Consider the following 20024-nt stretch of genomic DNA (forward strand, 5'->3'; position numbering starts at 1 on the left):
GCCCTCCGAAGGCAGAGGCCAGAGGTTCGAATCCTCTCAGGTGCGCCACTTTTCTTAACAATTAGACGTTGAACACCGCCGGGAAGATTCGGTTTTTTGGCTTGCTTTGTGGCCGGACCTTGCCGATTTCGTGGCCGAAGTTTGTTCTTCTGAGGCAGTGAAATGGCACCATTGTGGCAACAATTGGGCATGCCAAAACTGCTTAAAATCTGGCAAATATCCCGGTTTTTGCGGTTTTGCCTGACGCATTCTCGAAAGACCTGTTTTTCAAGGGCTTAATCCGAAATTATCGGAACGCATACAATTTGACACGAAGCTACTCGGCATTGTCCGTTTCCTGTTTGGGACTCATTAGCCCCGCCAAATTACCACTGAGGGTGGGATTTAAACGGCTCAGGGGTGGGCCATTAGGTGGGAACAACAAGATGCGTCTCAAAAAAACGAGCTTCGTCAAGTCAATCACGCATAGATCGGTCGCTATGCACTCAGAAGGGTGTGCGCAGACGCGTTGGGATCAAAGCCTGACCGCGACTTTGTAACGATTTCTGAGGACAGTTAGATGCCTATTACCATTACTGTGGATCGCAGTAGTGCACCGATAGAGGTGCGCTCGGACATGTTTGGCGTGAACCTTTTGACCAGCACAAACGAAGTCAATGGGGTGCCAAACGATCGCTATGTGGAAGCCATTGACTTGGTTGGTGCGACACGGTTGCGCTACCCTGCGGGGCGGGCGGCAAACGAGCAGATTACGGAGCTGGATCGCGGCCAAAGCGGCTTCAATCAGATCCGTGAAGACGTGCGAAACTATCTTGATTGGGTGAAAGAAAATGACGCACGGACCACGCTTGTGGTGCCGGCTTTGGCGGATGCGCATACCAATCAACAGGACATTCGCGATTGGGCTGAGCTGGTACTTGAGTACATGGGCGATCAGGCTGACCTGATTGCGGGCTATGAAATTGGCAACGAGTTTTGGCAAACTATTGATGAAGTAGAGTACGGTGAGTACGCAGCGGATATTGCCAATGCCTTGCGTGGCGCCACTGTAAATGGCTATCAGCCTGAGATTTGGGTGCAAACTGCCAACGTTGCTGGTGGGGCGTCCAACTACAAAGGCGGCAATTACGGTTCTATTAGTGACGCGGATGCAATGGCCGCGATGGCCCATTGGGATGTCGCGCACCGTCCAAGCGATTGGAGCGACTCTCAAACAGCGGAGCAATACTACAAAAGCCTCAACGGGTATGAAAAGCGGGTGGTCAAAGGCAACCTTGAGCTTCTGGAACAGCTTGATTCTGACCACAATATTGCCAATGGGTTCCAGACCAACAGTGCAACCGCATCCATTGATGGCATTGTGGCGCACTACTATTTTGACAAAGAAGTGGAAGGCTATGATCAGAGCGCCGGATTGACGCGATCTGAAGTCAAATACTTGGATTTGCGGTTTGCCACATGGGAAGCCATGTTGCCACAAGACTTGAATATCCAAATGACCGAATGGAACGTGGAAACGGGACACTGGCATTGGTTGGGACTCAAAGCTGCCGGAGTGGTAGTTGAGCAGTTTCAGAATATGATTGAATTGGGCGTCGACGGGGCGGATTTCTGGACCGTGCGCCACAACACGTCAACCGCCATTGGCGGCGGAAACTCCGATGATAATCCGGTTGAACTGACACCTGCCGGTGTGATGCTGCAGCTGATGTCTGAGAGCCTCAACCCCAGCGATGGCACGATGTATGCGCTGTCCACAGACGGCTTTGATGAAACCAAGCTTGAAGTGAATGCCTACTCCAATGGATACACCAGCGTCGTCTATGTCACGTCTCACACTGAAGAGTTTAACAAGGCATTTTCGTTGGATCTAACAGCACTGGTTGGGGACGCGGACGCCTGGAGTGGTCGGGTTGTTGGCATGGATGCGAACTCGTCCGACGGTTTCAGTGACAACGCGGCCTACGATGCTAACGGTGATTTGGTCCAACGTGTCGGTAAGCGGACAATTGATAGTGCAGAGCGGGCTGACTTGATTGCAGTTTTGGGCAATGCCTATGATGACGAGCTGATCAAACTGAGTTCCGGGAACTGGAAGACTTACCTACCAAAGCCAGAGGACATTTATGTACGTCCAGGCGTGGATAATCCGACATCTTTGGATGACTTTTATTTTGCCACTGAAACCGATGTGGCTGGGTCTCTTACCGTGCTGAGCCAAGGTCAATTGGGCAGCAGCGCAGACAATATCAGCTTTCGTCTGAACCCTTGGGAAGTGATTGAGATCACTTTAGACCATTCCAATGTTGTAAGTGGAGACAGTTCGGCGGAGGTCATGCGGGGTGGCTATGGCGTTGATGACTTCTACGGAAGCGGAGGGGACGACTTCCTCCGGGGATACGATGGCATGGATATCCTTGTCGGCGGGACCGGTCATGATTCTGTTTATGGAGATTCTGGCAATGACCGTCTGGAGGGAAAGTCAGGAAACGACCGCCTTTACGGCGGTTCTGGCAACGACAAGCTTGTTGGTGGTGACGGTAACGACTATCTTCGTGATGATGCTGGCCGCGATGACTTTATCGGTGGCAACGGAGTCGACACGGTCTCTTATTGGGGGCACAAAACCGGTGTAAATATCAACCTAAAGACGGGTAAGAACTCCAGCGCCGACACTTACAGCAGCATTGAAAACCTCTACGGTTCGGATCTGGCAAGTGACACCTTGTACGGTGATAACTACGATAACTTGCTTTACGGCGCTGCCGAAGATGATCGGCTATATGGCTATTCCGGTAACGACACTTTGAAAGGGGGCGATGGAAACGATTACCTCCGGGACGAGTCCGGGCGTGATGTGTTTGTTGGTGGCAGCGGTCAGGACACAGTGTCTTATTGGGGGCACAAAAGTGGGATGACGGCCAACCTCACCACAGGGGCAAATTCCGGCGGTGACAGTTACGAAAGTATTGAACACCTGTTAGGGTCGAACATCGCTGACGACAAATTCTACGGCAATTCACTTGGTAACCATTTGGATGGCGCCGGCGGCGATGATGTGCTTTTTGGCTATGGTGGCAACGACGTCTTGGTAGGCCGTGAAGGCACGGATCGGTTGTACGGAGGCACAGGCAGCGACACTTTGACTGGCGGCGACGGCAATGACTACTTGCGAGATGAGTCGGGTCTTGACGTGTTTGACGGTGGCGCAGGTCAGGATACTGCTTCGTATTGGGGGCATAATGCGGGCGTGTCGGTGAACCTTCTGACGGGTGTGAACAGCAGTGGTGATACCTATATCAGCATTGAAAATCTACTTGGGTCCAATGTGGCAAATGACACGCTGGTTGGGGATCACGCAGACAACCGCTTGGATGGGGCCGGGGGCAGTGACGTGCTTCATGGCAACGATGGTGCGGACTACATTGTTGGGCGCAGCGGTGATGATAGCTTAGAAGGCAATAGTGGTAACGACCGGCTTTATGGCGGATCAGGAACTGACACGCTCCGCGGGGGCGATGGCGATGACTATCTACGGGATGACTCCGGTCGGGATATCTTTGACGGTGGCGAAGGTCAGGACACCGCCGCGTATTGGGGGCATGCGTCTGGTGTGACCGTGAATTTGGACACCGGGGTCAACAGCAGCGGTGATACTTATATTAGCATTGAGAATCTTTTGGGTTCTAACAAAGCAAGCGATCACCTTACCGGTGATGCGCAGGACAACTATCTGCGTGGTGCGGCCGGCAACGATACTTTGATTGGTGGCGCCGGCGCCGACACTCTGCGCGGTGACAGCGGCAACGATGTTATGACCGGCGGCGACGGAGGAGACCTCTTTGTGTTCCACAACAGTTTTGGTCGGGATGTGGTGACCGACTTTGATTTGGCCCAGGACGTGCTGGATGTGTCGTCTGTTGATGCAATCACAAATTTTTCGGACGTGATCTCAAACCATGCATCTCAAGTAGGTTCTGATGTGGTGATTTCCGTGAGTGGGAGCCATCAAATCACACTAGAAGACGTGAGCCTTGGCAGCCTCGCTGAGCATCACTTTGATTTTTGACTTGAAATGAAGACGAGAGAAAAGGCTTTACCCTAATCTGCTATCACGCCACGTGCGCCACTCTTCTGGGGTGTCTAGGTCTGTCACGGCGTGTGCATCGGGCAGTTTAAACAGTTTCACAGAGAGCATGTTACGTTCCAGAACGTCTTTCGCTCCAACGTCTCCAGATACGCCACGAAGTTCTCCAAACAGCCGAGCTGGAAAAAGCACAGGATGGCCGGGGTGGTTTTCAGCCGATGTTGCACGAATAATGGCGTCAGGTGCGTCTTCATGTGATTGTGCAATAGTTTCGAAATCTGATTGCGTGAGTTCGGGCATATCTGCAGGGATCACCATAACGGCAGAACAGTTGCCCGGTAGTTTTGCAATGCCCGCGCGCAAGGAATGTGCCATTCCCTCGGATGCGTCGGGCACTTCAACAACAACACATTCCAACCCTTGAAGTACAACGCGCCTGGATATGTCGTTGGGGCGTAGGCAAATCAGAACTGTTGGCGATACCGCGCAGGCTTGCTTGGCCATTTTTTGCAACAGCGGTTGTCCATCAATCAACTCCAGAAGTTTGTCTCCACCGCGCATCCGCGAAGAGGAACCTGCGGCCAAAATGAGAATTGCGATGTTGGTCTTAGTGGTGTGGACGTCGATCATGGTCTGATTTTGCCGGAATACAGTCAGGCTGACTAGCCCCTCATCCGGTTGCCGTCCGCATCAAAAAGCGGTTCTGAGAGCAGGCGTGCACTACACATTTTTCCTAGGATTTCGATTTCAACTTCCAGGTCTTCGGCAATGTGATCTGTGGGAACAAAGCCCAAGGCAACGGAGGCATTGGCGTTGTGCGCATAGCCTCCAGACGTGCAGAATCCGACAACTTTTCCGTCTAGCCAAATGGGTTCATAAGCTTGAACGTCCGAGTCGTTTGCTTCGACGACAAAAGCACAGAGTTTTCGGTCAGGACCGTTGTCACGCTCGGCTTCAGCCGCGGTGCGGCCGACAAAATCTTCGCTTTTGTGAAAGGCAATAAACCGATCTAACCCTGTTTCAGCCGCAGTATAATCTGGAGAATATTCCGACAGCCATGAACCGAAGAATTTCTCCAAGCGCAGAGACATCATAGCCCGCATGCCAAATGGGCGCATACCGAGAGGCTCTCCAGCGTCCCAAAGCGTGTTCCACAATGATCGTTGTGCCATGGGATCGCAGTAGATCTCAAAACCAAGGTCGCCGGTGTAGCTGACTCGTTGAACCAGGCAGTCTACCATCCCGACAGTGAGCGGACGCACGTCCAAAAACGCCATGTCCGCAATGTCCTCCCGCGTACAGGCTTGCAAAATGTCCCGTGCCTTTGGCCCTGCAATCTGAAAACCGGTAAGGCGGTCAGACACGTTTTTGACCAGCACACCGTCCATCTCATTCTGTTCAAACCACCGCATGTGGTAGGCCTGCGCGCCGTAAGATGCGGTGAGTTGGAATGCATCCTCGGAGAGGCAGGATACGGTAAAATCCCCAATCAACCGTCCTTTGTGCGACAACATTGGAGTGAGACTTAGTCTGCCCTGTTTGGGGATGCGACCCGCCATAATGCGGTTCAACCAAGCGCGGGCGTTCGGGCCCGTGACCATATATTTCCCAAAGTTGTGAACTTCATTGATACCTGCCGACTCGCGCACTGCAGCCACTTCACGCGCAGTGGCGGCAAAGGCGTTGGAGCGACGGAACGAAGGAGTTTCATAGCGCGGCTCTTCTCCTTCGGCGAAGTAATTGACCACTTCCAGCCCAAATTGTTGCCCCCAAACCGCGCCCATTTTGTCAAACACGTCATACATAGGGGTTTGTCTGAATGGCCGAGCGGCGGGCAGCTCCTCGTTTGGATAAGAGACGGAAAAACGTGTTTGGTAGTTTTCGATGACCTTTGGGCGCGTGTATCCAGGTGTGATCCAGTCGCCAAAGCGTGCGCAATCCATAGCGTATGTGTCGCGTTCGGTTTCTCCTTCGACCATCCATTGCGCCAGCATCAATCCAACGCCACCGCCTTGCGAAAACCCGGCCATCACCGCACAGGCCGACCAATAGTTGCGCATTCCGGGTACTGGTCCAACCAGCGGATTGCCGTCAGGGGCAAAAGTGAAAGGGCCGTGGATCACGGATTTCACACCAGCCGTGGTGAGGGCTGGGAAGCGTTTGTAAGCAAATTCAATGGAGGCTTCGATTTTGTCAAAGTCGTCTGGCAAAAGTTCGTGGCCAAAATCCCAAGGGGTGCCGTCGACGCCCCATGGTCGGCAGGGCTGCTCATAAAAGCCAATGCAAAGGCCACGGCCTTCTTGGCGGAAGTAGCTTTCGCCCGCAGGATCCATCACATGGGGATGCTCTTTGCCGTCCTGCATCATCTCAACAATGAGGGGAACGTCCTCGGTGACGATGTATTGGTGCTCCATTGGATGTAACGGGAAATACACGCCAGCCATGGCGCCCACTTCGCGCGCCCAGAGGCCGGCAGCATTGACCACATGCTCGGCGTGAATGGTGCCCTTGTCGGTGATCACATCCCATGTCCCATCTGGCCGCTGGATAGTCGCTGTGACTTTGGTGTGGGTTTGGATAGTGGCACCGCCCAATCTTGCGGCTTTGGCATAAGCGTGAGTGGTGCCTGAGGGATCGAGATGTCCATCAAGAGGGTCATACAGCGCCCCAATAATGCCGTCTGTGTTGGTGGCAGGCGCAAATGTCTTGATTTCCTCAGGAGTGAGGATTGTCGTGTCCAATCCCATGAACCGATGCTTGGCGCGCTCGGCCAGCAGCATATCAAAGCGATCTTGATTGTCCGCGAGGGTGACCCCCCCAACGTGGTGCAGTCCGCAAGACATGCCGGTGATCTCTTCCAGTTCACGATAGAGATTGATCGTGTAGCCCTGGAGCGCGGCCATATTGGTGTCACCGTTCAGCGTATGAAACCCGCCAGCCGCGTGCCATGTGGACCCAGAGGTCAGTTCAGACCGTTCAATCAACATAACGTCAGACCAGCCAAGTTTGGTCAGGTGGTACAAAACAGAGCAGCCAACAACGCCGCCTCCGATCACTGCTACGCGGGTCGTTGTGGTCATGCACGCCTCCTGTGTTCCCTGATTTCTATGAAACCGGCAGGTTCAGGTGTGCAGCATGTTCAAACGCGACACAAATGGTCGCAAATGTAGCTTGCTTGGATCCGTAGGAAAGTCAGGCGGACACGGATGCCTATTTCTTGAGCGGCACGCCATAAAGTTCGAGCCGATGTCCTTTGAGCTGGAAACCCAATTTCTCTGCGATCTTTTCTTGAAGCGCTTCGATCTCCGCGTCGACAAATTCGATCACTTCACCTGAAGAAATATCAATGAGGTGATCGTGGTGCTCACGCTCTGCGTCTTCGTAACGGGCGCGGCCGTCGCCAAACTCCAGCTTATCCAGAATACCGGCTTCCTCAAACAGCTTCACAGTCCGATAAACCGTGGCCAGCGATATGCCTGCGTCTCGGGCAGAGGCCCGTGCGTAGAGTTCTTCGACGTCAGGATGATCCGAGCTCTCTTGCAGTACGTTAGCAATGGTTCGACGTTGCTCCGTCATTCGCAACCCTTTGGTTTCGCAACGCTCAATGATGGAATCGCTCATGTCGTACCTGACCTGACTTGTGTGCCTGAATTGGCTTTCCTGTCTATCCAAAGCCGAGGCGGGATTCCACTGCTTTTGATAAAACTGCGACAAGAAATAGCGTGTGGTTAAGGATGCAGTAGGGTGCCTTGCATCACGCGGCGGGCATGCCCAGAGACGGTAACACCTTGTTTGGTGGCCGTTACAGAGATCAGGCTAGGGCGCCCCATTTCGACCCCTTGATGAATGGTAAGCGCTTGGTCACGACCCTCAATGCGGCTCAGTAAAGCGGCTGTCGCAGCACATGCACTGCCGGTGGCAGGGTCTTCTGGTATATTGTCCAGCGGCGCAAACATCCGCGCGTAAATTGTGTTGCCGTCGCGGACATAGACAAACTGTGCAAAGTCGAGGCCTGAGGGGTAGAGCTTATTGCCTTTTTTGATAGCGGTCACGTCTGGTGCGACTTTGGAGAGAATGTCGCGGGATTTGACTTCGGCGATTGTGAACGCCAATCCCAAGGATGCCATCACCGGTGGATGCACCTGAAAATGTATCTGGTTTGTTTCAAGGCCCAACGCTTCAGCCACCAATGCCGGGTCAGGTTCACATAAAATTTCGAGCGGTTGTTTGGCGTCAAACGAGGCGCTTTGCCCATCCGATACGCAGGTGAGCGGCCCAACTCCAAGTTCGAGGGTCATGTTTGTCGAAGGGCCTTCGTCGGCGATTGCGCAGGCCGTTCCGATGATCGGATGCCCCGCAAAGGGGATTTCCATGGTCGGCGTGAATATTCGGACCTTAGCTGTGTGGCTTTGGTTTTCTGGGGGGAAGACAAATGTCGTTTCGGAGAAATTGAACTCTTGTGCGATTTTTTGAAGGGCGTTTTCAGGCAGTTTTGTTGCATCGGGAAAAACCGCCAACTGATTGCCGCCAAACGGTTCTTTTGTAAAAACGTCATAGACATAGTATGGGGTCATAGATTGTAGACTTTCTGCTATTGGGTCCAACGCTAAAGGCTGTTCTACGGGATTTGATTGAGCTCGGCCCAGATGGGTAGGTGATCAGAGGCCACGCGGGCCGGAATACGTGTTAAAACGCCGTGGTCGAAGACTTTAAGGCCTTTTGTATGTGCAAAACCGTCCAAGCCTGCTATGGGGCGCGGAGCTGGAAAGGTATGCCCCGTTGAGATAAAGTCGAACTCTGGTGTCACCGCATCAAGCGCCGCCTTGGAACCCCATTCATTGAAGTCGCCAGCGATAAGCGTGGGCATTTCAGGTAGTCGTCGCGCGGCGCGGGCAACCGCCCCTAACTGCATCAAGCGGTAACGTCGGATCAGGCCCAGATGCACGCCTATCACACGAAGGTCACCAATGGTGGTGCGCAGGTCGGCTCGTATAGCGCCACGCGGCTCCAATCCCGGTAACTCCAATCCAGATGCATCCAGAATCTCAACGTTCGGGCGTACAAGCATGGCGTTTCCGTGAAAGCCCAACGAGCCTTTGGGTTGCCCAAAGTCTATGTGTTTAAATCCCTTTTTTGCTACCAGATCATGTGGCAACGCGGCTGGTCGCGGCGGCAGCCGTTTGTCAGCTTCTTGCAAAACCACCACATCTGCTTTCAGAGCGCGGATCACAACCATGCTGCGGCTTGGGCGGCGTTGCAGGTCTACGCCGACACATTTTTGCAGATTGTAACTGGCAATACGCAGCACGGATCATCCAATCTAAAGAGACTTCGGAATTACTACATCATTGAGAATAGGGCGTTTTGGCCTGATGTTAAGTGCCACAGAAAGTTTGCGAGACTATTTCGGAAGCTGTGGGCGGGGCGGTCAGATTTGTCCAATCAGGATTGGCATCATATGGGTTTTCCAAGGCGTCGTTTAGTTGATGAAACAGCGAGAAGTCGCCTGACACCGCTTGGGAAATCATCGCCTCAATTTGGTGATTCCGCGGGATAACAAAGGGATTGGCTTTTCGCATTATGTCGTTGGGGGCAGCATGCTGCAGCGCCAAGCGATCTCGCCAATGCGCGCTCCAATCCTGGAAGTCTGGGTGGGCCGCTACATCCAAAGGCGCTGTAGGGTTGTCTGTCAAATCCCGGAAAGTGTTGGTAAAATCAGTTTTTTGGTCGGTCATTATGGAGAGCAGTTGTGTGACAAGCACCTCATCACCCTCTGCGACCTCCGCAATGCCGAGTTTTTTACCAAATGCTTCCCGCCAGGACCGTCTCAGCAAGTCGGGCATGTCATTTACAAGGTTGGTGAACTCTTCGACTGCGGCCTCTGAATTTGCTTCGAGGGGCAGGAGAGAAGTCGCCAATTGTGCCATATTCCACGCAATGATTTGTGGCTGGTTTCCATAGGCATAGCGTCCATGCCGGTCTATGGATGAGAATACTTGGCCCGGGTGGAAGGCGTCCATGAAAGCGCAGGGTCCGTAGTCGATGGTTTCGCCGGAAATAGCGCAGTTGTCGGTGTTCATGACACCATGAATGAAGCCAACGGACATCCATTTGGCGATCAGGTTGGCTTGTTGGGCGATAACCGCTTTCAGGAAGGCCGCCGGCGTCTCTGCGCCCGGGTAATGACGTGCGCAGGCGTAGTCCATAAGAGACTGTAAACCTTCGATATCTTGGCGCGCGGCCAGGGCTTGAAAAGTGCCGACACGAATATGGCTTGAAGCCACACGGGTGAGAACGGCGCCGGGCAGAGGCCGGTCTCGCATAATCTCTTCGCCGGTTTCGACGGCGGCCAAGGCGCGGGTTGTCGGGATGCCAAGCGCGTGCATGGCTTCGGACACAACATATTCCCGCAACACTGGTCCCAGCCAGGCGCGGCCATCGCCCCGTCGCGCGTAAGGTGTTGGGCCGGACCCTTTGAGCTGGATGTCGTACCCTTTTGATTCACCAAGTAGAACTGCGCGACCGTCACCCATTTGCGGGTTCCAATTGCCAAATTGGTGTCCTGCATAGTGCTGGGCAATTGGATCGGCACCTTCGGGAAGGGTGGTCCCGGAAAACACTTGAGCCAGCTCCAGGTCGTCCTCGGCGCCTGTGATGCCCAGTGCAGAGGCCAAAGGGCGATTGAATTCGACCAGTTTAGGTGCGCGAACTGGGTAGGGTTTTTGATGTGAAAACAAGCGGTTGGGCAAGTCCACATAGGTGTTCTCAAATGGGATGTGCAGAGTCATAGGCGCAGCATAGTGGGCTTTGAGTAGAATGCCACTGTTGGTGCCTCACAAGGCTGCGATTGCGCGCGCAGCCATGTAAAGTTGATGGCGAGTTTTGAACCCTAAAGGCGGCTAAGGCGTTCTGTTAGAAGGGAAAAGAACCCATCAGAATTCAGGTCTCCGACAAAGAGCGCGTTGGGTTTGCGATCAGTGACCCGCCACCAATCTGCGACGGTCATGCCCATTGTTAACTCTGAAGTGGCTTCGATCTCCACGTTGATGTGACGCCCCGAGAACAGCGATGGTTGGATTAGATAAGCAGTCACACAAGGGTCATGCAGAGGTGCGCCGTCGGACCCATACTTCTCTTTGTCAAACCGTTCAAAGAAATCAGTCATTTCCGCGACCGCTGTGCCAACTTTGGTACCAATATTGCGGAAAGCGTCGTTGCGCGATGGGGTGACCAAAGCCTTGTGAGTGACATCCAGCGGCATCACAACAATTGGAACGCCAGATTTAAACACGATATCTGCGGCTTGAGGGTCTACGTAGATGTTGAACTCCGCAGCGGGGGTGATGTTGCCGACTTCGAAGTAAGCGCCGCCCATCAGGATAATTTCCTGAACCTTTTCAACAACATCTGGCGCCTTTTCAAAAGCTGTTCCGATGTTGGTCAAGGGGCCAAGCGGGCAAAGAGTGACTGTTCCGGCGTCATGGGCGCGAAGTGTGTCGATAATAAAGTCAACTGCGTGCTGTGCTTCTACTGTCATCACTGGATCAGGAAGAACCGGGCCATTGAGGCCAGTTTTGCCGTGGACGTGTTCAGCCGTGACCAACTCTCGCCCCATGGGGCGGTCACACCCTTCGAATACCTTTGTCTCGGGCTTACCAGCTAACTCGCAGACAATACGCGCATTTTTTGAAGTCAGGGCCAGCGGTACATTACCCGCAACCGCGGTGATGCCAAGAACATCGATCTCTTCTGGGCTGGCCAATGCCAAGAGAATGGCGACGGCGTCGTCCTGACCTGGGTCCGTGTCGATGATGATCTTGCGCGCGCTCATGATGTGCCCTCGTAGCTGTTGGAAGCCGCACCCTGTCAAGGTGCGAAGTACTTGTCTAGCACGGATCAGGAAGGGTGCGTAGAAAATTTACCAAACGGTCCAAATTTGCAGAAATTTCGCGTCGGTATCGCGTCTGTTTTGCGGAGGTGGAAATTGGGGACGTCGCGCTGCTGTTGCACGATTATGTTAACCCGCCGTGCGGTGGCTGTTTTATTGTTGCGTCGCCCTGACATACCAGAAAGTCTGCGCGTAAAGCGGAAGCTGAAGGAAAACAACCGGTGGGAATGACAAATCAAACCACGCTGACCCGGGACTTGGTGTTGGTTGGCGGCGGTCATGCCCATGCGTTGATGTTGCGCATGTGGGGCATGAAGCCTGTCCAGGGCGTTCAGGTCACGTTGATCAATCCGGGGCCAACCGCGCCGTATTCGGGCATGTTGCCGGGGCATATCGCAGGGCATTACACACGTGATGATTTGGAGATCGATTTGGTCAAGCTGGCCCGGTTTGCCGGTGTGCGGGTGATTTTTGGCGCGGCGGATAGGATTGATGCTGAGCGCAAGGTGATCCATGTGACGGGACTCGGCGAAGTGGCTTATGATCTGGCATCCTTGGACGTGGGATTGCATGCGCAGGTGCAGCATATTCCAGGATTTAAAGCGCACGGGATTGGAGCAAAGCCGCTGGATGGCTATGCGGATCGCTGGGCCGCGTATGTGCAGCAGGTGACCGCAGGCGCAAAGCAAGGCCAAGTGGCTGTGATCGGCGGCGGTGTGGCTGGGTGTGAACTGGCGTTGGCCATGGCCTACAAGCTGCAAGGGCTGGGCAGGCAAAACTGCGTGACGCTAATCGAGGCCCAAACCAAATTGGCCAGTGCAATCCCTGGAGCCGACCGGATTTTGCGGGAAGAGATGCTTCGTTTGGGTGTCACGGTGGTTAGTTCGGTTGAAGTTGAAGCCGTCACAGCGGCGGCGGTAAAACTGCGCGGGTATTCCGATGTGGTTTCAGAGTTCACCGTCGGAACTGCTGGCGGGTTTGCCCACGAATGGCTGGCGGCTTCGGACTTACCAAAGGATCGCGATGGTTTTGTGCAGGTGGATGACCGGCTCTTGGTTTCGGGACGGCAAGATCTGTTTGCGGTGGGCGATTGCGCGGCCTTGATGGCAAGTCCCCGACCTAAGGCCGGAGTTTTTGCCGTGCGGGCAGCGCCTGTGCTTTACAATAATATTTCCGCTGCGTTGACAGGTGGCGAGATGAAGGCGTTTCAGCCACAAGCCGATTACTTGAAGCTCATGTCCTTGGGCAGCAAAGATGCAATGGCCGCAAAGTGGGGACGTTGTTTGTCTATGCCGAAGGTAAAACTATGGCGGTGGAAAGATCATATAGATCAGAGTTTTATGCGGAAGTTTTCCGAGTTTCCTGAGATGAAGCTACCCGAACCAGCTGGACCTGTGGCGCTTGGCGCGCGGGATGCGCAAATGTTGTGTGGTGGGTGTGGTGCCAAAGTGGCACCAGGGCAGCTCAGCACGGCTTTGGCGGAGATGCCGCCGGTTCAGCGCCGCGATGTGCTGCAAGGCGTGGGGGATGATGCTGCTGTGCTGGACATTGGCGGCCAAAAACAGGTGATGAGTGTCGACCATCTGCGCGGGTTTGTGATGGATCACGGGTTGATGGGACGCATTGCGACCGTGCACGCGCTTGGAGACGTCTGGGCCATGGGCGCAAAACCGCAATCAGCGTTGTTGTCGGTGACGCTGCCACGCATGACGCCAGCGTTGCAGGCGCGGGCGATGCGCGAGGTTCTGGACGGTGTTGGGGATGTTGTACGTGGCGCGGGCGCGGAGATTGTAGGCGGGCATTCGACCATGGGAGCCGAGTTGACCATAGGCCTCACGGTCACGGGTTTGCTTGAGGATGATGCGATCACTTTAGCCGGGGCAAAGGCTGGGGATGTGTTGATCCTGACGCGGCCCATTGGGTCAGGCACGCTTTTGGCAGCTGAGATGCAGGGCAAAGCAGTCGGGCGTGATGTGGCGGCGCTTTACGAAGTCATGGCACGCCCGCAGGGCGATGCGGCGGCGATTTTACAAGGTGCCCATGCAATGACCGATGTGACCGGCTTTGGTTTGGCTGGGCATTTGATGATGATGTGTCGGGCTTCAGGTGTGGCGGCCGAGATTTGTTTGGCCGATGTGCCGGTCTATGCGGGGGCAGAGGCGTTGGCCGACGCGGGGCAGCGCAGCACGATTTATGAGGACAATAGGTTGGCTGCTCCGGTGTTTGGGCCTGACAGCGCTATGATGGCTTTGCTGCATGATCCGCAGACTTCGGGTGGGTTTCTAGCGGCGGTCGCGGCGGATGAGGGGATTGCACTTGTGGCGCAGTTGCGTGCAGCGGGCCATGACGCAGCAGTGATTGGTGAGGTGAGTGCTGGAGAGCCGTCGATCACTCTGAGCTGATCAACTTGGCTGCACAGACCGCGAGTGTCTCATCGCTGAGATCAGGGAGGGCAATTTCCTCTGCGTCTGGCGCGTGGGCGCGGGAGATGCGGGCGTAGCGGGGATCGTAGTGTGTTTCGATCAAAGCCTGGGCGAGGGGTTTGAAGTCCTGTGCGTTGGCGAGGGCTTTCCACTGCGCCACTTTTTCGTGACCGTGGTAGCGCGTGAGCATGTTCAATACTGTGGCGAGTTTGGTGCCGTCGGACAGCATGTCCGGATAGGCAGAGATCAAATGTTTGACACGGGCCTCGAGCGGCGCGGTAAGGCGCAGGTTGGGGGCGGCAATCATCGCCTGCCATAACACGGGCGGGATGATCAGACGGCCAATCTTGGAGCTTTCCGCTTCAACATAGACGGGGCGCTCTGGTTGTAGCTTGGCGATGCCCATTGCGAGGCGGCTTTCAAAAGCTTTCTGGCTGGGTTGGCTTTCACTCATGGGCCCAAAAAGACTGCCGCGATGTTCCGCCATGGCCTCAAGATCAAGCGTTTGCGCGCCTTGCTCAATTAGGTGATCCAATAGGCGGGTTTTGGCGGTGCCGGTGCCGCCGTCGATCACTACAATGGGGCAGGGCATCACGCCTTCATAAAGTGCTTTGGAGACCAAGCGTCGATAAGCTTGATAGCCGCCCTCAATCGTGTCGGCGCGCCATCCAATTTGTTTGAGGATAATCGCCACAGAGCCGGACCGCTGGCCACCGCGCCAGCAGTAGACCAAGGGTTTATAGCTGCCTTCTTTCTCAGACAGTGGGCCTTCGAGGTGGGTGGCCACGTTGCGCGCCACAATCGCCGCCCCAATTTTGCGCGCTTTGAACGGGTCTTCCTGCACGTAGATGGTGCCAACCCGCGCACGTTCCTCGTTGGACATGGCCGGAAGGTTGATCGCGTCGGGTATGTGGTCTTCTGCAAACTCCGCCGGAGAACGCACGTCGATGATCTGATCAAACGGCAGAGTCGCGAGATCGGAGATTTGGGTCAGCGGGAGAGGCATGCACGAGTCCAAGTAAGGTGCCTTGTGCATAGAGGCAAAGACCGCGGCGCGCCAGAGGGCGGGCCGCGGCCTATCGGCGCTTAATACGCAACCATGGTTAGCAACTCGTATTCCGCAACCATTTCATCGTCTTGGTTGGAGGCGGTGACATGCCAGCGCACCTCGCCGTATTCCTCGTTGCGTTTGGTCTTTTTCTTGACCGTCAGGCGTACCTTGAGGCTGTCGCCGGCCACAACCGGCTTCATGAAACGCAGGCTGTCGAGACCGGTATTGGCCAGCACAGGGCCTTCGTTTGGCTCCACAAACAGGCCTGCTGCAAACGACAAAAGCAGGTAGCCATGTGCCACGCGGCCCGGGAAGAACGGGTTTCGGGCGGCTGCGTCCTCATCCATGTGGGCATAGAAGGTGTCGCCGGTAAAGTTGGCGAAGTGTTCGATGTCCTCGAGAGTGATTTCGCGGGGATTTGTGTAGAGCGTTTCGCCAACGGCCAATTCCCCAAAGCGGCGGGTGAAGGGGTGGACCTCTGCGTCACTTTCTTTGGCGCCGGGCACCCAAGTGTTTCCGATCCCAGTGAGGATGTCCGGGCTGCCCTGGATCGCCGTGCGTTGCATGTAGTGTTTCACGGCACGAATGCCACCAAGTTCTTCGCCGCCACCGGCGCGGCCTGGGCCGCCGTGAACCATATGGGGCAGGGGTGAGCCATGTCCGGTGCTTTCACCCATGCTGTCGCGGTTGTTGAAGTAAAGGCGGCCGTGAAAGGCACCTGCGCCTATGGCGACTTCGCGGGCAACCTCAGCGTCGTGGGTGATGATGGAGGCGACAAGCGAGCCTTGGCCTTTGTTGGCGAGTGCAATCGCGTGGTCCAGATCACGGTAGCCCATGAGGGTGGAGACGGGGCCAAACGCCTCTGAGGCGTGCACGTGGTGGGCGGCATCTGGCGAGGAACAGTGGAACAGCATGGGCGGAACAAAGGCGCCTTTGTTGGCGTTGGCACCTTCGACTGTGAAGTTTTCTGGGTTACCAAAAACACGCTCGGCCTCGGTGCCCAGCAGGGCGGCTTTTTCGAGTACGTCACGTTTTTGGCTGTTTGAGACCAGCGCGCCCATGCGCGTGCTTTCCAGACGTGGGTCGCCGATCACGGTTTTGGACAGGCGCGCGGAAAGCGCTTCGATCACCGCTTCAGTCGTGGAGTCCGGTGTAATGATACGGCGGATGGCGGTACATTTCTGGCCCGCTTTGGTGGTCATTTCGCGGCTGACCTCTTTGATGAAGAGGTCAAATTCTGGTGTGTCGGGTGTGGCATCTGGCCCCAGGATCGAGGCGTTCAGGCTGTCAGCCTCTGAGGTGAAGCGGACAGAGTTGCCCAAAATCAAAGGATTGGAACGCAGTTTTAGTGCTGTGTCAGCGGAGCCAGTGAAAGCCACAGCGTCTTGGCAAGTCAAGTGGTCCAGCATGTCACCTAAGCCGCCAGAAACCAGTTGTACGGCACCGTCGGGTAGAATGCCGCTGTCAATCATAAGGCGCACGCAGAGTTCGGTGACATAGCAAGTAGAGGTGGCCGGTTTCACAATTGCAGGAACACCGGCGAGCAGGGTTGGTGCGAGCTTTTCCAACATGCCCCAGACCGGGAAGTTGAACGCGTTGATGTGCACCGCGACGCCCTGGATTGGCGTGCAGATGTGTTGGCCCATAAAAGAACCGTTGCGGGAGAGTTGCTCCAACTCGCCATCCACGTAGATGGTGCTGTCTGGCATTTCGCGGCGGCCTTTGGAGGCAAACACCAGCATGGTGCCAATGCCACCGTCGATGTCGATTTGATGATCAGCTTGGGTGGCGCCAGTGTTGAAGGAGAGCTCATACATCGGCTTGCGGTGCTCGCGCAGGTGCAAGGCGAGGGCCTTGAGCATGCGGGCGCGATCATGAAAGGTCATTTTGCGCAAAGCGGGTCCACCTACGGTGCGGGCGTAGTTCAACATGGCCTGCACATCGAGCTCGTCGTTGCCAGCGGTGGCGATAACTTCACCGGTGATGGCAGAGGCGATGTTGCGGGCACCGGCTCCGGGCGCAATCCATTGACCTGCGGCAAAGCTTGAAACGTTTTGGATGGACATGGCTCTCTCCCCGATATGTCTCCGTGAATCATTTATTGACCAACCGTTCGGTTTATGCAAGCTGGAGGTTGAGGAGATTGTGTTGGGAGGCACAGATGACGCCAAAAGAGCGGGCCGAGAAAAGCGCGGCTGCGATGTGGTCAACAGACCGCGCAAGCCAGTACATGGGCATGCAGATTGTTGACGTGGACGAAGGGCAAGCGACGCTCATCATGACCGTGAAGCCGGAGCATTGTAACGGCCATGGCATTTGCCACGGTGGCTTCACCTTCACGCTGGCCGACAGCGCCTTTGCCTTTGCTTGCAACAGCCGCAATCAGGCAACCGTGGCACAGCACAACAACATTTCTTACATCGCGCCGGGACGTGAAGGGGATGTGCTGACCGCGATGGCGCGTGAGGTAAGCCTCACCGGACGCAGCGGGATTTATGATGTGACCGTTTCCAATCAGGAAAATCAGGTGATTGCCGAATTTCGTGGGGCTTCGCGCGCGATCAAAGGCCATCTGTTTGAAGAATAAACGAAGTCGGGGAGAACGTTATGAAAGACTTGTCACCACGCAAAGACGAGCTGGAAGCCATTGAAATTGCGTCGATTGATGAGATCCGCGCAACGCAGTTGGAGCGACTAAAATGGTCTCTCAATCATGCTTATGAAAACGTGTCGATGTACAAACAGCGGTTCGATGAGGCGGGCGTGCATCCAGACGATTTACAAAGCTTGAGTGATCTGTCGAAGTTCCCGTTTTCGTACAAAAATGACCTGCGCGACAATTATCCGTTTGGGCTTTTGGCCGTGCCACGCCAGCAGATCGCACGGTTGCATGCGTCGTCTGGTACTACGGGCAAACCAACGGTTGTGGGGTACACCAAAGGTGACATCGACAACTGGGCCGACCTGATGGCACGCAGCCTGCGGGCGTCAGGATTACGCGCCGGTGATTTAGTGCACAATGCCTATGGCTATGGGCTGTTCACAGGCGGGCTGGGCGCGCACTATGGTATTGAGCGTTTGGGCGCGACAGTGGTGCCAATGAGTGGCGGGCAGACCGAAAAGCAGGTTGGCTTGATCACCGATTTTCAACCGGACGGAATTATGGTCACGCCAAGTTATATGCTCAATATCCTGGAGCAATATCATAAGCTTGGCATGGACCCACGAGAGAGCTCTTTGTCGGTGGGTGTGTTTGGGGCGGAGCCCTGGACTGATGCGATGCGCAAAGAGGTAGAAGCTGCCTTTGATATGCACGCAGTGGATATTTACGGGCTCAGCGAAATCATGGGGCCGGGCGTGGCCAATGAATGTGTGGAAACCAAAGATGGGCCGGTGATTTGGGAAGATCACTTCTACCCGGAGGTGATCAACCCAGAGACCGGCGAAGTCTGTGAGGATGGTGAATTGGGGGAGTTGGTGTTCACGACGTTGACCAAAGAAGGCCTACCGATGATCCGCTACCGCACGCGGGATCTGACACGGCTTTTGCCTGGAACGGCACGGTCAATGCGGCGGATGGAGAAAATCACAGGCCGGTCAGATGACATGATCATCCTGAGAGGCGTCAATGTGTTTCCGTCTCAAGTTGAAGAGCAGGTGCTTGCGACCGGTGGGCTTGCGCCATATTACCAAATTGAACTGTATAAATCGGGCCGCATGGACGCAATGCGGGTGTTTGTGGAAGCCACGCCAACGGCGGCGGACAATCTTTCAAAAACCGCGTCAGCACGTATGTTGACCAAGCACATCAAGGATATGATTGGCGTGTCAGTTGAAGTGATTGTAGGCGAACCTGGCGACGTGGAGCGCAGCCAAGGCAAAGCCAAGCGTGTGGTGGACAATCGAGGCGGCAACTGATGGCGCGCACCATTGCCAAAGACTACGAGCAGAAGCGTGTTCATATCCTGAAATCGGCAGCACGTGTGTTTGCTGAGCAAGGATATGATCGGGCTTCTATGTCGGTATTGGCCAAGGAGTGTGGGATTTCAAAGGCCAACATCTACCACTATTACGACAGCAAAGACGCGTTGTTGTTTGATGTATTGGACAGCTATTTGAAAGAGCTGAGAAATCGGATTTGTGAGATTGATTTGAGTGGTTTGGACATCAAAGCTCAATTGAGATTGGTGGTGCGCGAAATCCTATTGGCTTATCAAGGTGCAGATCATGAACACCGAGTGCAAAGTACAGCCATGCAGGCTTTGCCAGAGCAGCAACAAAAGGTTTTGCGCGGTTATCAGCGGGATTTGGTCAACTTCGTGAGTGAAGTTGTCGCGGCCAACGGTGATGGTGTCTTTGACACTGATCCGGTGCGGCTGCGGGAAACCACGATGTCGGTGTTTGGCATGCTGAACTGGTATTATATGTGGCAAACCGGTGCAGACGCGGATGCGCGGGAACGTTATGCCGATCTTGCAACCGACTTGGTTCTGGGCGGTGTGCATGGCCTATCGATCAAACCCTGAGCGACAATAGACACTCATAGATTGTTTTGGAGCAACACATCAATTTGTG

Annotated in this window: 14 protein-coding genes; 5 read left to right on the forward strand and 9 right to left on the reverse strand. The window is 54.9% G+C overall.

The genetic code is table 11. The features are described from left to right. The first annotated feature begins 559 nt into the window (after positions 1 to 559). Positions 560 to 4069, forward strand: coding sequence for a calcium-binding protein (locus QZ517_RS00005; protein WP_294220092.1), 3510 nt, complete (start codon positions 560 to 562; stop codon positions 4067 to 4069). A 27-nt stretch (positions 4070 to 4096) separates the two neighbouring features. Here QZ517_RS00005 and QZ517_RS00010 read toward each other — a convergent pair whose 3' ends face one another. The 7 genes from QZ517_RS00010 to QZ517_RS00040 form a co-directional block, all read right to left on the reverse strand. Beyond that, a complete protein-coding gene (locus tag QZ517_RS00010; RefSeq protein WP_294220095.1) occupies positions 4097 to 4717 on the reverse strand; it encodes a nucleotidyltransferase family protein in 621 nt (206 codons plus the stop codon). Between the two features lie 32 nt (positions 4718 to 4749). Beyond that, the gene (locus tag QZ517_RS00015; protein WP_294220096.1) at positions 4750 to 7167 is read right to left on the reverse strand and encodes an FAD-dependent oxidoreductase; all 2418 of its coding nucleotides are present in this window, start codon (positions 7165 to 7167) and stop codon (positions 4750 to 4752) included. 130 nt (positions 7168 to 7297) lie between these two features. Then, the gene (locus QZ517_RS00020) at positions 7298 to 7708 is read right to left on the reverse strand and encodes a Fur family transcriptional regulator (protein ID WP_294220097.1); all 411 of its coding nucleotides are present in this window, start codon (positions 7706 to 7708) and stop codon (positions 7298 to 7300) included. 107 nt (positions 7709 to 7815) lie between these two features. Then, on the reverse strand, positions 7816 to 8661 hold the full coding sequence (locus QZ517_RS00025) for a PhzF family phenazine biosynthesis protein (protein WP_294220098.1): 846 nt from the start codon (positions 8659 to 8661) through the stop codon (positions 7816 to 7818). A gap of 44 nt (positions 8662 to 8705) precedes the next feature. Then, positions 8706 to 9395 carry an endonuclease/exonuclease/phosphatase family protein gene (locus QZ517_RS00030; RefSeq protein WP_294220099.1) on the reverse strand — a complete coding sequence of 230 codons (690 nt, stop codon included), beginning with the start codon at positions 9393 to 9395 and terminating at the stop codon, positions 8706 to 8708. Between the two features lie 67 nt (positions 9396 to 9462). Further along, complete coding sequence (locus QZ517_RS00035) at positions 9463 to 10875, reverse strand: protein adenylyltransferase SelO (RefSeq protein WP_294220100.1); 1413 nt, start codon at positions 10873 to 10875, stop codon at positions 9463 to 9465. A 101-nt stretch (positions 10876 to 10976) separates the two neighbouring features. Further along, complete coding sequence (locus QZ517_RS00040; protein WP_294220101.1) at positions 10977 to 11918, reverse strand: nucleoside hydrolase; 942 nt, start codon at positions 11916 to 11918, stop codon at positions 10977 to 10979. A 284-nt stretch (positions 11919 to 12202) separates the two neighbouring features. On the opposite strand from QZ517_RS00040, the gene selD reads away from it, so the two are divergent. Further along, positions 12203 to 14377, forward strand: coding sequence for a selenide, water dikinase SelD (gene selD / locus QZ517_RS00045; protein ID WP_294220103.1), 2175 nt, complete (start codon positions 12203 to 12205; stop codon positions 14375 to 14377). Here selD and mnmH read toward each other — a convergent pair. Both mnmH and paaZ read right to left on the reverse strand, forming a co-directional pair. Next, positions 14364 to 15404, reverse strand: a complete 1041-nt coding sequence (gene mnmH / locus QZ517_RS00050) for a tRNA 2-selenouridine(34) synthase MnmH (protein WP_294220105.1) — start codon at positions 15402 to 15404, stop codon at positions 14364 to 14366. The two genes, selD and mnmH, sit on opposite strands and share 14 nt — an antisense overlap. An 80-nt stretch (positions 15405 to 15484) precedes the next feature. Continuing rightward, the gene (gene paaZ / locus QZ517_RS00055; RefSeq protein ID WP_294220107.1) at positions 15485 to 17515 is read right to left on the reverse strand and encodes a phenylacetic acid degradation bifunctional protein PaaZ; all 2031 of its coding nucleotides are present in this window, start codon (positions 17513 to 17515) and stop codon (positions 15485 to 15487) included. 95 nt (positions 17516 to 17610) lie between these two features. Between paaZ and paaI the strand changes: the two genes are divergently transcribed. Genes paaI through QZ517_RS00070 form a run of 3 tightly spaced genes read left to right on the forward strand, consistent with a single transcriptional unit; the run spans position 17611 to position 19975 of the window. Next, positions 17611 to 18036 carry a hydroxyphenylacetyl-CoA thioesterase PaaI gene (gene paaI, locus QZ517_RS00060; protein ID WP_294220110.1) on the forward strand — a complete coding sequence of 142 codons (426 nt, stop codon included), beginning with the start codon at positions 17611 to 17613 and terminating at the stop codon, positions 18034 to 18036. A gap of 20 nt (positions 18037 to 18056) precedes the next feature. After that, positions 18057 to 19367 (forward strand): phenylacetate--CoA ligase PaaK, encoded by a 1311-nt coding sequence (gene paaK, locus QZ517_RS00065; RefSeq protein WP_294220112.1) that lies wholly within the window; start codon positions 18057 to 18059, stop codon positions 19365 to 19367. After that, a complete protein-coding gene (locus tag QZ517_RS00070) occupies positions 19367 to 19975 on the forward strand; it encodes a TetR/AcrR family transcriptional regulator (RefSeq protein WP_294220114.1) in 609 nt (202 codons plus the stop codon). The genes paaK and QZ517_RS00070 overlap by 1 nt, the downstream gene beginning before the upstream one ends. The last annotated feature ends 49 nt before the right edge of the window (positions 19976 to 20024 follow it).

Source organism: uncultured Shimia sp. (genome assembly GCF_913054185.1).
In the GTDB taxonomy this organism is placed as follows: domain Bacteria; phylum Pseudomonadota; class Alphaproteobacteria; order Rhodobacterales; family Rhodobacteraceae; genus Shimia.

Excerpts from the sequence above, each read along its gene's own strand:
- QZ517_RS00005 (WP_294220092.1), top strand. The coding sequence starts at position 560 with ATGCCTATTACCATTACTGTGGATCGCAGTAGTGCACCGATAGAGGTG.
- QZ517_RS00010 (WP_294220095.1), bottom strand. The coding sequence starts at position 4,717 with ATGATCGACGTCCACACCACTAAGACCAACATCGCAATTCTCATTTTG.
- QZ517_RS00015 (WP_294220096.1), bottom strand. The coding sequence starts at position 7,167 with ATGACCACAACGACCCGCGTAGCAGTGATCGGAGGCGGCGTTGTTGGC.
- QZ517_RS00020 (WP_294220097.1), bottom strand. The coding sequence starts at position 7,708 with ATGAGCGATTCCATCATTGAGCGTTGCGAAACCAAAGGGTTGCGAATG.
- QZ517_RS00025 (WP_294220098.1), bottom strand. The coding sequence starts at position 8,661 with ATGACCCCATACTATGTCTATGACGTTTTTACAAAAGAACCGTTTGGC.
- QZ517_RS00035 (WP_294220100.1), bottom strand. The coding sequence starts at position 10,875 with ATGACTCTGCACATCCCATTTGAGAACACCTATGTGGACTTGCCCAAC.
- QZ517_RS00040 (WP_294220101.1), bottom strand. The coding sequence starts at position 11,918 with ATGAGCGCGCGCAAGATCATCATCGACACGGACCCAGGTCAGGACGAC.
- selD (WP_294220103.1), top strand. The coding sequence starts at position 12,203 with ATGACAAATCAAACCACGCTGACCCGGGACTTGGTGTTGGTTGGCGGC.
- mnmH (WP_294220105.1), bottom strand. The coding sequence starts at position 15,404 with ATGCCTCTCCCGCTGACCCAAATCTCCGATCTCGCGACTCTGCCGTTT.
- paaZ (WP_294220107.1), bottom strand. The coding sequence starts at position 17,515 with ATGTCCATCCAAAACGTTTCAAGCTTTGCCGCAGGTCAATGGATTGCG.
- paaI (WP_294220110.1), top strand. The coding sequence starts at position 17,611 with ATGACGCCAAAAGAGCGGGCCGAGAAAAGCGCGGCTGCGATGTGGTCA.
- paaK (WP_294220112.1), top strand. The coding sequence starts at position 18,057 with ATGAAAGACTTGTCACCACGCAAAGACGAGCTGGAAGCCATTGAAATT.
- QZ517_RS00070 (WP_294220114.1), top strand. The coding sequence starts at position 19,367 with ATGGCGCGCACCATTGCCAAAGACTACGAGCAGAAGCGTGTTCATATC.